9 protein-coding genes are annotated in these 15,147 nt (G+C 46.6%); 7 read left to right on the top strand and 2 right to left on the bottom strand.

The genetic code is table 11. The features are described 5' to 3' along the window. Positions 1 to 13: 13 nt before the first annotated feature. A complete protein-coding gene (locus U5O15_07195) occupies positions 14 to 529 on the top strand; it encodes a DUF456 domain-containing protein (protein ID MDZ7860436.1) in 516 nt (171 codons plus the stop codon). Between the two features lie 157 nt (positions 530 to 686). Then, complete coding sequence (locus tag U5O15_07190) at positions 687 to 1,037, top strand: GGDEF domain-containing protein (protein ID MDZ7860435.1); 351 nt, start codon at positions 687 to 689, stop codon at positions 1,035 to 1,037. A gap of 19 nt (positions 1,038 to 1,056) precedes the next feature. Here the strand turns inward: U5O15_07190 and U5O15_07185 are convergent, their stop codons facing one another. Together U5O15_07185 and U5O15_07180 are read right to left on the bottom strand one after the other, a co-directional pair. Next, positions 1,057 to 2,364 (bottom strand): GAF domain-containing SpoIIE family protein phosphatase, encoded by a 1,308-nt coding sequence (locus U5O15_07185; GenBank protein ID MDZ7860434.1) that lies wholly within the window; start codon positions 2,362 to 2,364, stop codon positions 1,057 to 1,059. A gap of 163 nt (positions 2,365 to 2,527) precedes the next feature. Then, complete coding sequence (locus tag U5O15_07180; protein ID MDZ7860433.1) at positions 2,528 to 2,737, bottom strand: zinc ribbon domain-containing protein; 210 nt, start codon at positions 2,735 to 2,737, stop codon at positions 2,528 to 2,530. Between the two features lie 428 nt (positions 2,738 to 3,165). On the opposite strand from U5O15_07180, the gene secD reads away from it, so the two are divergent. From secD to U5O15_07155, 5 genes are all read left to right on the top strand, one after another. After that, the gene (gene secD, locus U5O15_07175; protein ID MDZ7860432.1) at positions 3,166 to 4,899 is read left to right on the top strand and encodes a protein translocase subunit SecD; all 1,734 of its coding nucleotides are present in this window, start codon (positions 3,166 to 3,168) and stop codon (positions 4,897 to 4,899) included. Between the two features lie 21 nt (positions 4,900 to 4,920). Further along, positions 4,921 to 6,090: a protein translocase subunit SecF gene (secF, locus tag U5O15_07170; protein MDZ7860431.1), complete on the top strand. Its 1,170-nt coding sequence runs from the start codon at positions 4,921 to 4,923 to the stop codon at positions 6,088 to 6,090. 86 nt (positions 6,091 to 6,176) lie between these two features. After that, entirely contained in the window at positions 6,177 to 11,036 is a 4,860-nt protein-coding gene (locus tag U5O15_07165; protein MDZ7860430.1) for an ATP-binding protein, read from the top strand. Positions 11,037 to 11,141: 105 nt separating this feature from the next. Next, a complete protein-coding gene (locus tag U5O15_07160; protein ID MDZ7860429.1) occupies positions 11,142 to 11,750 on the top strand; it encodes a DUF4159 domain-containing protein in 609 nt (202 codons plus the stop codon). A gap of 72 nt (positions 11,751 to 11,822) precedes the next feature. After that, entirely contained in the window at positions 11,823 to 15,146 is a 3,324-nt protein-coding gene (locus tag U5O15_07155) for a DUF4175 family protein (protein MDZ7860428.1), read from the top strand. The last annotated feature ends 1 nt before the right edge of the window (position 15,147 follow it).

The raw sequence follows: 15,147 nt of genomic DNA, 5'->3' as shown, positions 1-15,147 counted from the left end.
AAAGGAGCAGGTTTTGGTATCGGTTCTGCAGCACACGGGACTCGTCCTCCTCTATTTTTTGGTATTCCTCTTAAATCTTCTCATATTTACGGGACTGCCGGGAGGATGGATTAGTCTGGGAGTCATATTAATATATGATCTGGCCAACAAGTTCACCGTTATCGGGTGGCAGTGGTGGGTGGTGATGGTCGTGCTGGTGGTGATCGGGGAGGTCATAGAAGTGCTGCTTGGGTCGGCCGTCGCGATTAAGAAAGGCGCCTCGAAGTGGGGTGCTGTCGGGGCGCTGGCTGGCGGCATTGTCGGAGCTGTGCTGGGGACGTCCGCCATGCCGGTCATAGGAAGCGTGATCTTCGGGCTGTTCGGAGCCTTCGCCGGGGCGGTAGCCGCCGAATACATCCAGTACAAGAAGATGGAGAACGCTATCAACGTGGGGTTCTGGGCATTCGTCGGCAAGCTATGGGCCTTTTTCGCCAAGTTCGCCATCGCGACGGGAATACTCGTGATATTCATTGTTCGGTCCTGGACCTGATCAATCATACCGCCAGTGGTACGTCCAAGGGAATCCAGCGGGAGTTCGTATCCTGGAACAACGCGGATTATACCGGATGGCGTTATCCCGCTGCGCCGGGATCTGATCAAACACCGGATCCTAGTGCGCATGGGGAAAACGATGGAAACGACCTGAGATGTCCGGTCCGAGCATCAGGTACGGACACAGGGAAGGAGATGAAGCAATAAAGGAAGCAGCGGAAGTTTTGAGAAGTTCCTGCCGAAAGGAAGATATTGTTGCCCGTTATGGAGGGGATGAATTTATCATCTTTTTGCCTCAAGCAACAGATGATGATTTAAAGATAATATGCGAAAGGATATTTGCCGGGTGCAAAGAAATTTTCATTAGAGGGAAAGCTCTTTCCCTGGCCTTAGGGACTGCAACCAAGAAAAACATGAATACGGGGATGGATAAAGTCCTAAAGGAAGCTGAAAATAATATGTATAAATGCAAACGTAAACAGAAAGCCAATTCCCAGAAGGATTAGGCAACAGCTTTTCTGATCTTTAAGGATCGACCGAGAGAACTATAATGGTTATGTCGTCACTCTGTGGTGAATCTGAAGTAAAATCTTTTAAATCCTCGGTGATTCCGGCGCGGATTTCTTCCGCTCCCTTCTTTTCCCCGCAGATTCTTAGAATAACGTCTGAGAGTCTTTCGCGGCCGTAGAACGATCCTGCCTCATCTCTTGCTTCTTCGACTCCGTCAGAGGTGAAAACTACCGCATCGCCCGGTTCTAATAATACTTCGCCGCTTTTGAAAGGCTCATCCGATATCTGTTCCTCTAAGATTCCAAGCGGCAGCCCTGTGATCTCGAGCGGCCGAACGCTGTTCTTTTTTGCCGAGTAATGGTATATTTCCGGATTAGCGGCGCTTGCTATATTCAGCGATTTCTCTTCGGTATCCAGAACGGCGATTCCGGCTGTTATGAACATAGTGGGCGGCATTATCGAGAGTAAGGATTTATCGAGCCGTTTAAGGATTTCCGCCGGATCGGTAACCCCCCTTACTTCATAGCGGAGAATTTCGTTGAACCTCATGGCAATTGTAGCTCCCTGCATCCCTTTCCCGGAGACATCGGACAGTACTATAGCTAATTTATTATCATCCAGACGGAGATAGTTATAGTAGTCTCCCCCTACCTCTCTTGAAGGAACGCAGACGGCTGAGAGTTCTATTCCGGCGATTTTTGGCGGCTTGTCCGGAAGAAGAGACATCTGCATATCGCGGGCGGCCTGAAGCTCATGCTCCATAACGTCGATTTTGTTCTGTTTAATTCTCTGAAGTTCCTCGAAGAGCTTTGATCTTTCAACAGCCACGCTTATGAAATCGGCAATAGTATTAAGAAGATTCAGTTGATTATCGTTCATTTTGTGCCACTTCCGCCTTGCCAGATTCAGAATGCCGAGTTTGGCTCCGTTGCGCGTATAGAGAGGAATACTGGTGTGATATTTAAGCCCGTTATTCCCTTTATTTAACTTACTTAAACGGCTGCAGGCGATACTATCCACATTGACGGGGAAGGTCAGCTTGTCATTGGCGAATTTTCTCTGGCAGTTACACGGACCTTCCATAACTTCAGAGTTTTCTTTGAGGCCGGGGGGGAGATTTTCATCGGCAGACAAAGTCATTTCGCCGGACTCGTCATCAAGGAGGTAGATCCATCCGGTTTCAAGCTCCATAAGCTGAAGGGTTTCAGTGAGCGCCTTTTGGAGGGTTTCACTGAGGTTTACTGTAGCGTTAAGTTCTCTCGCGATTGAATTGAAAACCTTAAGTTCTCTGTTTCGCTTTTTCAGAATATCCGAGTCACTCATATTGAGATAATTTCCGCTTCCAGTTTAAGAAATGCTTCAAATCCTTCGATCTCCGCTCGGCAATGGCCGCGTTTGCAATCATACACAAAAACAGAATAAAAATATATAAAAACCCCTGTATCAGAAAACATAAAAACCTCTCGCGGCATGAATAAAACAAATATTAATCTGTAAAGAAATCGAAGATATTACCGAGCATACTGCTGTCTGCTTTATAGATTTCCGTATATCTGCACTTCGAGCATACGACCGTAGTAAATTTATTTGATTGAACGTCGAAAATCTTACTTAGAAAACCGCCGGTGGTGCGGATCTCTCCCGTTTCATAACGGTTGCCTCCGCACTTGGGGCAAAGGTAGTTTAGGGGCTGCATATTATTTTCCTTTCTGTGGTTAGTGCTTAATATAAGCTTGCCTGCCCGCCGATTCAAGAAAGAAATATGCCGGACCCGGTTTGCTTTCCGGCGCTAAGGTTGTCAAGATTTACGCGCCCGGCTGTGTTAAAGGCGGCCGCGGCGGCTTTTGCGGCGATACCTACATTATCCGGGAAAACCGAAAAAAAGGGTGATTAGGCCCCCGGCCGTGGATAATATCTTATGATTGTTAGTGTTATAATGGGGAAAGGGAAAATTTTATGAGCTTCTATTATATTTTATCTTTGACTATAGAGGTAAAATTGTTGTAAATTAGATATTCTAAACCGTTAAGGGGAGAGTACGGTCTTTTAACGGATAAGTGTGTGTATATGAGCTGGAATTATACGATAAAGTTTGTGATTTAAGTTTTAATAAAGTGAGGTAAAGTGAAAAAGGATTTGCGAACAAAGCTGATTATTGTGTTTCTGGTTTTTATCGGGGCACTCTACTTTCTCTACCCTACTTTCAAGCTTGTAACTATGTCTGAGCAGGAAAAAGAGAAGATGAGGATCGAAAAGCCCGAAGAGTTTGATGAACTTATGAACAAATCTCTTAAGCTCGGGCTTGACCTTAAGGGCGGAATGCATCTCGTGCTGGAAGTTGACGACTCAAAACTGAAAGAAGAAGAGAAGAAGGATGTAGTAGACAGAGCCCTTGAAGTAATAAGAAATAGAGTGGATCAATTCGGAGTGTCGGAACCGGTTATCCAGAAAGAGGGAAGAAACAGAATTATCGTGCAGCTGCCCGGCCTGCAGGACGCGGAGAGAGCGAAGAGACTGATCGGTGAGACCGCGATGCTTGAATGGCGTCTGGTGCGTGAACAGAAGGAACTGGCCGCGGTTCTCAAAAGGTTCGATGAAGCGCTTTTAAAGCAGCACGGGGATTCTATTGTCGAAGTGGAAGACCAGCCGGCAGACACATTGGGGGCAATACCGGCTCTTTCCGAAGAAACTCAAGATACGGCGGGCACAGATTTCGAGAGCGCCCGGAGCGATGCTGACTCTCTTCTTCTCGGAGAAAGTGATAAGGCCGGTCTGGGGAATATCCCCTTAGAAACTGTAAATAAGGAAAAACCTTTTACCTCCCTTCTTTTTAGATTTTACAGGGACTGGGTTGTTGTAAAAGAGGATAATATAGAACGCGTTAGAAGGCTCCTCTCCCGGCTTGATGGAATGGGAGTGATTCCCGAAGACAGTGATTTTATGTGGTTCGATGAATGGGTACCTCTGTCTGAAAGAGGGGGAAGAGGCAAATTTCTCTTCCTTTTGGCGAATGACGAGATGGTTTCCGGAAAGAATCTAAATAACGCGACCCCGAAACCGGACCCCGAAGCCCCGCAGAAACTTCTGGTGCAATTCAATTTCAATAGAACAGGCGCCAGGCATCTAGCCTCTTTTACGGGCAAAAATGTGGGAAGATTTACGGCGATAATACTGGACGGGAAAATTAAATCCTATCCTGTAATAAGGAGTAAAATACCAAGCGGCCGGGGAGTTATCGAAGGGAATTTCACCGACATAGAGGCCAGGGACTTGTCAATAGTATTGAGGGCCGGAGCCTTGCCCGCCGACATGAGGATTATAGAAGAAAGATCTGTCGGGCCGACTCTAGGCCGCGACTCTATCAGAATGGGTATAAAAGCGGCGCTGCTCGGGCTGGCGGTTGTAGTTCTTTTTATATTTGTTTATTACAAAATATCCGGAGTCATCGCTTCAGCTACTTTGATATTCAACCTTCTTATAGTATTCGGGCTTCTCGCCTACCTGGGAGCGGCGCTGACACTGCCCGGACTGGCCGGAGTTATTCTGACTATAGGAATGGCAATTGACGCGAATGTTCTTATATTTGAGAGAATTCGAGAGGAATTAAACAAGAAGAAGACAGTAAGATCTTCTGTGGATGCCGGCTTCTCTAAGGCTTTTACGACGATTGTGGATGCTAACCTGACTACTCTTATAACAGCTTTTGTGCTCTGGCAATTCGGAACAGGGCCCGTGAAGGGTTTTGCCACTACACTGAGCATAGGGATTCTGGGATGTATCTTTACGGCATTGGTGTTCAGCAGAATGGTTTTCGATTTTTGGACAAGAAGTGGTCGAGTGAAGAAGCTCAGTATATGATATATGAATTGAGGAGAAAGCATGAGATTTTTTGGCAAAACAGAAATTAACTTTGTGGAATTCAGGAATAAAGCTTTCATTATTTCCCTGATAGTAATCCTGGCCGGGCTGGGATCACTTCTGATTCGCGGAGGCCCCGATCTTGGTATCGATTTTGAAGGCGGAACGCTTGTGCAGATCATGTTTGATAAAGCGGTACCCATTAACGACCTGCGGGATGTTGTGAGAAAAGCCGGGTATGAAAATGCCAATATTCAGGAGTTCGGCCAGAATAATGAATATCTTATAAAGGTTGAAGAGATAAAAGAAGGCAGGATAGCTGCCGGCAACCTCCTCGACGCGCTTAATAGTGTCGCGCCTGAAAGCGGCTGGGAGATATTGTCAATCAAGGAAATGGTGGATGACCTAAGCGGCGGTGAAAAAGCCGGGAATCTTATAGTGGTTGAGGGAAGAAATATTCCTCCTCTCGAAACGCTGAAAGAAGATATTAAAGAAAACGGCGTTGGAATAACGGCGGCAACTATGGAAACGGAAAGCCGTATAGCCTTTAATCTCCCGTTTCAGGGGATAGAATCTAAAGCCGCTGATAAATTAAAGACCCAGATAAACAAGAGTTTCCCGTCCAGAGAGATCACAGTAAGACGCACTGAAACTGTGGGCCCCAAGATAGGGGAAGAACTTAAGAAAAGAGCCTGGGCGGCTATTGTAATTTCTCTCTTCGGAATACTTATATATATCAGCTGGCGGTTCGAATTCAGATTCGCGGTTGGGGCTATCATAGCATTAATTCACGATATACTTATAACGCTGGGGATTTTTTCGATAACCGGCAAGGAACTCTCTCTTGTTGTTATAGCCGCTTTTCTTACTATAGTCGGATATTCCTTGAACGATACTATTGTTATATTTGACCGAATCAGGGAAAATTTCAGTATTCGCCGCCGGGAATCATATAATAAAATGATAAATATTTCCATAAACGACTCGTTGAGCAGAACGATAGTTACATCACTTACAACTCTGATAGTGGTTCTTTTCCTCTATTTTACCGGAGGTGAAGTTATTCACGATTTCGCGTTTGCTCTGCTTATAGGGGTTGTCGTCGGAACCTATTCATCTATATTTGTGGCAAGCCCGGTCCTTGTCGAATGGCAGAACAGAATTGCAAAAGCCCGGAGATCCAAGGCATAAATGTAATCAGGAATGATCTCTTTTGAGTTTTCAGGTGGAGTGCTTTGTAAGTCGTTTAACTGTTTGTACCTGGAGCCCTGTTGCGCTTGGATTATGAAAAAGAACAGAAATTCTTTTATATCTCTCTTTGGGCCTTCCTCGCCGGCTCTATAGCTTTTTTAGTCTCTTTTTTATCCCTCGGCAATACAAGCCTGCCGTCACCTCTTTGGCTGATGTTTATCCTTCTGGACGCGGGATTTATCGCCTTTATTGTTCTTCCTCCCCCCGGCAAAATGCTTCTCGGAAAAGGCGGACAGCTTAAGAGCCGGAAAAAATGGTATCCAAAAAAACTGGAAGATATCGTCGGGCCGGGCCTTCATAAGAAAAAGGGGATAAGAGAAGATGAAATAACGGCTCCGGGTGGAGAAAAAGAGCCGGTTCTAGTAATTTCACTTTTGCTTTTGATGGGATTGATATTGCTGCTCTTCCCCGCCGCCGGCGACAGGGACAGCTGGAAGCGTGAAGAGATTAGTCATCTGGAGAAAATATACACGGACGCGCAAGAGAGGTTAGAGGATGTTGAATCCTTCATCGCAGCCGCCGCGGATAAATCAGGTAAAATAGTTGAAGATATCGGGGTTGATAAACTCACCCGGACTGAAAGGGCCTACCTGATACGCGAGGTCGATTCAGTGGCGAGGGGGAAATATGAAGGGGTAGAATCCGGCAATGAAATAGGTGTGCAGATTTATACAAAGGACGGAGAAAGGGTCGCGTGGGGCGGAAAACCCCGTTTTTTAGGGGAAATGCCGCATTCCTCCCGTGGCACTTTCGCCGCGAAAACTAAGATCTACACCTTGCTCATAAAAGAACAGAAGTATGACTGGGGAAGAGTTGTTGTGGATACTCCCGTGGAGGTAAATTACGTTAAGAAAAACAGATTTATCCGCCAGAGAGGACTGGAAGAAATTCTCTCAGCCGAACATGACGCAAAGATAGATTTTACGTTTCAGGTTGGGGGGGTTAGAAGGCAGGACTTCCCGGGAGATGTCGGGGACGAAAAGGAACCAAAGGTTTACTTTGATCCGAACGGGGAAATAGGATTTTACGGAGTGATAAATTCGGCCGAGGGGTTTCCCTTAGCCCGGTTGCGCGTGAGGGGAAGAAGTTTCAACGAAGTACAAAGACTTAAGAAAGAAAAAAAGGCATTGACGGCGGGGTTGTTGCTGACATTGATTGTAACAATTCTCGCAATATGGATTTACAGAACTTATTCAAGGAGAAAGCTTGAAAGCGGGAAGGGATTCTGGTTCATGCTTAGAAGGGTTGCTCTCCTTCTGTTTTTCCTTTCTTTGATTCGGCACATTCTCCTGTCGCTCAATATGCCGAGTTCGTTTCTCGGCACGAATCTCTTCGATCCTGTAATGTACATGGATGATATGCCGGGGGGGCTTTTCCGTACGACGGGCGATTTTCTTTTAACATCTCTTTTTGGTTTATTTTTTGTGTTTGGTTCTATAAAGGTATTTCGCACTTTCTATCCGGGAGTGCTGGAAAGAAGAATATTACGCGCCGGTTCGTTTAATCCCGCCATAGCGGCGGGCAAAATAGTCCTTCTCGCCGCTTTCCTATTTTCAGGAACGGTTGCCGCTTCTGAACTGGTATCGAGGCTTGTCAGAAACGCGAATCCAAAAATAGTAGGTCTTGATATCGGCTTTTTTGAAACTCCGGTTCTTTCTCTTCATCTCGCTCTTCTCTTCGCGGTTTCAGCGATTTTTATTGTTTTGATATTTGTTTCACGGCTGATTCTGGCCTGGAAGAACGGCGGCTTGAAAGAGCTCGTTCTTGTAATTGTTCTGACGGTGTCTCTTTTGGCATTTCTGCTGAATGGTAACTGGACACAGCTTGTACCAGTGGCCGCGATTCTGCTTATGTCTTTGAAAATTTTCCCCATGCTGAGAAAAGAAGAGATCATAACGGTGATATTTTCTTCCTTCTTTCTTGTTCTTATCTTCTCGTTACTTATATACGGGACGGCGAGAGGAGGGTATGACAGATTAAAGAAGAGAAGAATCAGGGAGATGGTTGATGAATTCAACCATCCTGAAGACAGCTGGATCGGCACTTTTCTTCCGGATGTCTGCAGAGATATATCTCATGATAAGAATGTAAGTTCTTTAGTAGATTCAGAGGAAGAATCCGCGGCATTTGAAATATGGACGGGGAGTAATCTCGGAAAATTCGATCTGCCGTGCCTCATTGACGTCTACAACAACAAGGGGAATAAATTCTCGACATTTTCACTGGGGATTCCGCTGGGCATCGCGCGTGACCTGCCCGGAGATAAGACATCTTTCCCGGGCCCGAGAGTGATTCAGAAGAGGGAGGAAACGAATAAAGGAGCGGCTTATTACTTTATCGGCGTTTCGCCGATTTACAGTATTGAAGGAAAACAGATAGGCAAGGTTGAGATAAAAATTCCGTATTTCTTCGAGAACACCGGATTACTGGCTAGAAGGAGTCCCGAGACACCCGAGATTTTCCATAAGGAAGAGAAGGGGGGATTCCGCCGGAGAGTGGATGAACCGCACAATTTGCTTGTTGCCAGAATAGAATCGGGGGCGGTCGAGGAATCTTCCAGTCCTTTCCTCTACACCGGAGCCATTGTTCCCGGAAAGAGCGGAGAATGGTTTGAGATCGATGCCGGAGAGAAGAAATACCGCTGTATAATGGATCTGGACAAAGATGAGAAAGGGTATCTCGTGGGATACCAGATCCCCGGGTTGGCGGGAAGAACTATTGAATGGGCAACCGTAGTATCACTTGAGGTTATCCTTACGATCTTTTCTCTCGTTGTACTTTTTGTTATTCGGAAACTGCCTGTTCTGGGAAGCGTGACGCCGGATGTGACTTTCTCCGGAGCCCTCGGGTTCAAGCAGAAATTACTGCTGTCCTTTTTTATTGTTTCGATACTTCCCGTTGTAGCAATGGGGGCGTTTTCCAACAGATTTATAAAAAAACGCTACAAAGCTGAAGCGAACCGGGAAGCTGAAGCGGGGGTTGAATCGGCATTCTCGTTGATCGAGCATTCAATAAAATCCGAGGCTGAATCCTTCGCAGGAAGCCAGTATCTTAATGACATTCTGGAAGGTAAAGAAAGCCCCCGGATAAGGGATATCTCGAGGGAGGAAGTTACGCAGTTCACCCTCTTTACCGGATCGGAGATACTCCTGGATGAAAGTCTGAGCAATTTCAGGATCGAAGATGCTCTGAACCTGTTTGAGACCGGCAGAATGGAAGAAGTTACCATAACGTATTCCCCGCCTTATTTATTCGGAGGGGTGGTAATACCGATTTCTATTCCCGGCGCGTCAGGGGGATATCTCTATTACCGCCGCAGGATGGATGATGAATTTGTCGGGGGGATAGCACAGGTACTCGGGAAGAATGTAAATATTTACTACAAAGGCATGATCAACGCTTCAAGCCAGAGAGATCTTTTTACGGGCGGCTTTCTAAATGCGCTGATGGAGCCTTTGATGTTCGCGGATGCCGCCCTCGGCGGAGGCAGAACTGTTATCGGCACAGAATCGCTCGGCGAGTATTCGTATCATGTTGCCGGAATTTCGATGAAACCTCTGAAAGGTTCTGTGCTCGGAGTTCTATCCGTTCCGCTGCTGTATCAGGCCACACTCGTTCAGAAAGAGATACATAAAACCCGCGGGCTTCTGATGGGTCTTTTAGCACTTTTATTCGCGGCTTCTGTAACTCTCGGAGTCTTTCTCGCCGGGAGGATATTCACCCCGATAGCACAGCTTAGAGGCGGGACAAGAAAGATTATTGAAGGGGACCTCGAGTTCAAGCTGGAAGCCGGCGCACCGGATGAGATAGGTGAGCTTGTCGATTCTTTTAATTCTATGACGACGGGGCTCAGGGAAGCGAGAAGGGAGCTTTTGGACAGGCAGAAATATCTGGCAACCATATTGGATAACGCCGCTACAGGAGTTATAACCTCCGATGAGAGCGGCACGATTATTACATTTAATCCGGCCGGAGAGAAAATCCTCAACATATCGAGAGAAGGGGTAATAGGGACTAAACCTTCAGATATCAAGCGGGAAGAGCTGAGACCATTTTTCGATCTCTTTTCATTGGGCAGGGCGCGCGGCGAAGTAAGAGAAGTGGATCTCTATTCGGACGAGGCGAAGAGGACTATAAAAGCGGTCGTGACCTCTCTTCCGGAAAGCGGCGGAAAGGCCGGGACAGTAGTCGTGTTTGACGACCTTACAGAATTGATCAGATCAAAGAAGCTGTCGGCCTGGGTGGAAATGGCAAGGCAGATAGCTCACGAGGTTAAAAACCCTCTTACACCGATAAAACTTTCGGCGCAGTTTATGCGGCGGGCTTACGGCAAAAAGGATGAAAAATTCGAGGAGATATTCAAAAGCGGTATAGATACGATTATGAAGCATACTGATATTCTGCGGCGCATAGCTTCCGAGTTCTCGAGTTTTGGAAGAGTTTCGGAGCTGAAAGCTGAAAAGGTACAGCTGAACGAGTTTATCGAAGAACAGATTTCGTCATACAGAGGTATTGAAAAAATCGATATTGTTTTTCAGCCGGACGGAGAGATAGAGGTCAATGCAGATAGAGAAGGATTGAGAAAAGTGTTTAACAATCTAATCGAAAACTCTATTGAGGCTATAGAAGGCCCCGGAAGGATTGTTGTCAAAACCAGCCGCGTTGATGATAAGGCGCTGATCAAAGTTTTGGACACGGGGACGGGTCTCTCGAGTGAAGTAGAGGAGAAACTCTTCGAGCCCTATTTCTCGACAAAGACAACCGGGACGGGTCTCGGACTCGCAATATGCAGAAATATCGTCGACCAGATGGCGGGAGAGATAATTTTAAGGAACAGAACGGACACTCAGGGTGTTGAAGTAATTGTAACGTTACCGTCTTTGTAGATTGTTCAGACGCTCATGATCTTAAAAAGCTATATATATAAGATTTGTTCAGTTTTCTTTATTGTACTCGGATTCTCTGTTCTTTCGGCGCCGGCGCCTGCAGGTATGACGCCGCCGGGAAACTTAAGAATATCGATCGGGCGGGTCGAGTACGGAGGGGGAGGAGACTGGTACAGTGATCCGTCCTCGCTGCCCAATCTCTTAGAGAAGTTTCAGAGGAGAACGGGGATAAATACAGAAGAAAATGAGAAGACGGTAAAATTAACCGATCCCGATCTGCACAATTATCCCTTTTTATATATGACCGGCCACGGGAATGTAAAACTTACGCCGGAAGAGCTGCGGACCTTAAGAACACACCTTCTCAGAGGAGGGTTTCTATACGCGGACGATAATTACGGGATGGACTTATCTTTCCGGAAAATGGTAAAGGAGCTTTTCCCTGAAAGAGAGCTCGTAGAAGTGTCTTTTGATAATCCGATATATCATTGTGTTTATGACCTTGAAGGCCCGCCGAAAATTCACAAGCATGACGGAAAACCTCCTCAGGGTCTTGGTGTGTTCGATGAAGACAGACTGATGATTTTTTATACTTATGAGAGCGATATAGGCGACGGGCTCGAAGACGCCGATGTTCATAATGACCCCGCGGAAAAGAGGGAGATGGCGGTTAGAATGGCTGTGAACATACTCTATTACGCGATAACTTACTAGAACAAACTATGCCTGTTGCCTTATATGTCCCTGTCGGGTAGAGATTTGAGGCGGATCCCTCGTTGTATTGCTATGGGTAGTGAAAAGAATATTAAAGAGGTTTTCTTAAAAGAGCTGGCCAATTCGGCCCTGCGGCGCCGTATAGCCCTGGCAGGAGGACTCCTGTCGGTTCTTTCCTCGGTTGTGTTTCTGCTTCTGTTTCTTCTTCTCGCGTTAAATAGTCTCTTTTCGAATTGGAGTTTCTTCCCCTTTTTCGCCTTCCTGTTTTTCTGGACGGGCGTAGCCTGCGCGCTGCTTTATTCCTTATTATCTCCATCTTTCCATGTCGCGGACAAAAGCGGATTAGCCGCGCTGCTCGACGGAAAAACGGGAGGATATAGAAGTCTTTTCGGGTCAGCCCTTGAATTTTCAAGGGAGGAAAAGGGAAGCGGCGGCTATTCGCGGTATCTTATAGATGAGGCAATTCGACGGGCAAACATAGATATCAAAAAACTGAAAGAAAAGAATATCTTTGCCGCTGAGGGAAGGTCAGGGTGGGCAGCCGCCGGAATTCTTCTCGGAGTATTGTTTGTTTGCCAGGCATTATTTGCCCCTCAGAGTGTAAATGAGATCATTTCTTTTATTTCAGATCCGGGCGTTAGTTTCACCGGCTCTGAGAAGGCAAATATATTGGCCGCCTCCGGGAATATTTCATTGCTCGAGGGAGAGGACATTTATGTTGAGGGTATTAATTTTGGAGCTGAGGCGAAAGATGTAACACTATGCACCAGCTCTGTTGACGGGGTATGGAAGGAGGAAAAAATTGCCCCCGACACGGTATCCGCGGGGAATATCCCCTTCGCTGTTTATAGAAAAACCCTCAAGTCGCCCCAAGACGATTTGATCTACTGTTTTAAATCTGACGGCGGATCTTCTGACACATTCGGTGTGGATGTTACATACTTTCCCGTTATAAACCGGTTGAGTGCCCGGCTTGACTACCCTGATTATACTCGTATGCCCTCTGAAACCGTAGAAACTGTTGCCGGAAGGATGAGAGTTCCTCTCGGGACAAGCATAAATATATCGGGCAAGACAAGTAAAATAATAAAAGAGGGAACCCTCATGTTTACAAGGGCTAAAGACCTTCCAGTCAAAGTGTCCGGTGATAAATTCAGCGCTTCTTTTACTGCTGGGGCAAAGGACACCTTTCATGTGAGTGTAACAGACAGCGAGGGGCATGAGAACAAACACAGGATATTCCACCCTTTGGAAGTAACTTATGACCTCCCTCCTGAAGTGGAAGTTATTACACCGGAGGATGGAGCGCTGCTGCCGAGGTCCCTTCTGGCTTCATTGCAGTACAGAGCGGTTGACGATTATTCTGTTTCAAGAATAAATCTGAAGTTCAAAATAGAGGAGAAGGAATATAAGACAATTGTCCTCTTTAAAGCTGAAGGAAAGAATAACGGCGTTGTCAAAGAAGTCTTCGAGTGGTCTCTGGAAGGAAACTCCGTTATGCCGGGAGACAGAATTTATTACTACCTTGAAGCGTTCGACAGCAACGTTCTTTCCGGGCCGGGATACTCCAGAACCGAGCTCCGCTATATGGACGTCCCTTCACTTTCACAGATGTATGCCAGTCACAGAAAAAGTCAAGAGAGGCAGACAAATCAGATAGATGATTTATATCGGTCGGGTCAGGAGGCAAAGGAAAAACTCAAGAAACTTTCGGACAGATTCAAAGCTGAGCCTGAAATGGATTGGGGGAAGAAGCGGGAAGGGAAGAATGTTCTGGAAAAATTCAAAAAGCTGCGGCAAAAAGCTCTTGAATCAGCTTCCAGGATGGAAAAATCGCTTAATCTTCTTCAGCAGAACAGAATGACATCGATGAAGATCGGCAAAAAGTTAGAGAGGATTCAGCAGCTTATAAGCAGGTTGGAGAGTGAAACGCTTAAGGACCTTATCGAGAAAACAAACAGGATCATGAACGAATTGTCCGAAGAGGATATCACGTCGGCGATGGAGGATCTTGAAATTTCAACTGAGGAGATGACCGAAGAGCTGGACCGGACCATTGATTACCTCAAACAGGTTATGCGGGAAGAAAAGATGGAAGAACTTATGCGGAGAATGGAGAGTATGCTCGAAAGACAGAAAGCTCTCAGGGATTCCGCTGAAGCTGAAGATCTCGAGAAGCTGTCTGAAGACCAGAAAGATCTGGCGAAGGAGGCGAAGGAATATGAAGAAGACCTCGGCAGTTTATCAAAGTCCGAAGATAATAAAAGAAATAGTGAATTAGAGAGAGCCCATAAACAGCTCGAAGAAGCGAAGCTGGACTCCGTTATGAATAAAGCGGCGGGGCAGATGGAAAGCGGAGAAAGAAACGGGGCGCGGTGTACTCAGAAAGACGCGGTGGATGAAATGCTCGGTCTTTATACTTCTCTTGGGAGATGCCAGAAGGGAATGAGTATGAGGTTGAGTGATCGCGTAAAGAAAAGTATTCAGCACGCCGCGGACATGCTTGTTGAAACGTCAAAGCTTCAGGAGGAGGTGGCGAAAGACCTCGCGGGCGCCGGCTCGCCGGCGGAAGGAACCGCCTCTGAAAAGCAAATGTTTGTTGAAGCGGCTATCAGAGATATAGTAGAAGAACTCTACGAAATTACCAGAAAATCAATGTTCAGATCACGTCTTGTTTTTACTCACCTGGGTTGTGCCGCGCGCGGGGCTGAAGGAGTTTTAGACGCAATAGAAAACAGGCGCCACGGCAAAGCCCGTGATTCCTCGCGCTACGCTCTGGGGCATCTTAACAAAGGGGTTATTGAATTGTTGAGAGCCAACTCGTCCAGCAACGGAGGCGGAGGCGGTGCAAAGAAGAAAATAAGCGATATGCTAAACCGGCAGATGGCCATAGACAGGCAGCTTCAGAAAATGTATGGAAACCAGAACAGGTCGAGCCTCTCGATGAGCCAGAGGGCGAAGATGTCCCGCCTCGCGGCAAAGCAGAGGAAGATGAAGGAAATAGCAGAGCAGATTGAAGAGGAAAGTGTTGGCGGCGAAGACCTCCTTGGCGAAATAGAAGGCCTTGCTTCACAGATGGACAGCATCGCGGAAAAACTTGACGAGGGGAAACTCGATAAGGATTTAATTGGGATGGAAGAGAGAGTGCTCGGCAGAATGCTTCAGGCGCAGAGATCGATAAACAGAAGAGATTATAAAAGAGAAAGGGTCAGCAGGAACGCGGAGATTCTATGGGGCGATGACCCCGGAAGGGCCGCGAGGACGAGTGAAAACAGTGATGCTATTCTTGAAATGATTAGAAGCGGGATGAGAATGAAAGGGCCCAGAGAATATGAAGATCTGATAGATTTATACTTCCGGGCGCTCTCGAGGAAGGTCAGAGAGAGGGGGGAATAAA

This window comes from Candidatus Krumholzibacteriota bacterium (assembly GCA_034520215.1).
Taxonomy (GTDB): domain Bacteria; phylum Krumholzibacteriota; class Krumholzibacteriia; order Krumholzibacteriales; family WJIX01; genus JAGHBT01.
The sequence above is the reverse complement of the archived record's forward strand: the minus strand, read 5'-3'. Positions and strand labels throughout refer to the sequence as shown.

Bases quoted from the DNA above. Each gene is read 5' to 3' on its own strand.
- U5O15_07190 (MDZ7860435.1), top strand. From the start codon at position 687: ATGTCCGGTCCGAGCATCAGGTACGGACACAGGGAAGGAGATGAAGCA.
- U5O15_07185 (MDZ7860434.1), bottom strand. From the start codon at position 2,364: ATGAGTGACTCGGATATTCTGAAAAAGCGAAACAGAGAACTTAAGGTT.
- U5O15_07180 (MDZ7860433.1), bottom strand. From the start codon at position 2,737: ATGCAGCCCCTAAACTACCTTTGCCCCAAGTGCGGAGGCAACCGTTAT.
- secF (MDZ7860431.1), top strand. From the start codon at position 4,921: ATGAGATTTTTTGGCAAAACAGAAATTAACTTTGTGGAATTCAGGAAT.
- U5O15_07160 (MDZ7860429.1), top strand. From the start codon at position 11,142: ATGACGCCGCCGGGAAACTTAAGAATATCGATCGGGCGGGTCGAGTAC.
- U5O15_07155 (MDZ7860428.1), top strand. From the start codon at position 11,823: ATGGGTAGTGAAAAGAATATTAAAGAGGTTTTCTTAAAAGAGCTGGCC.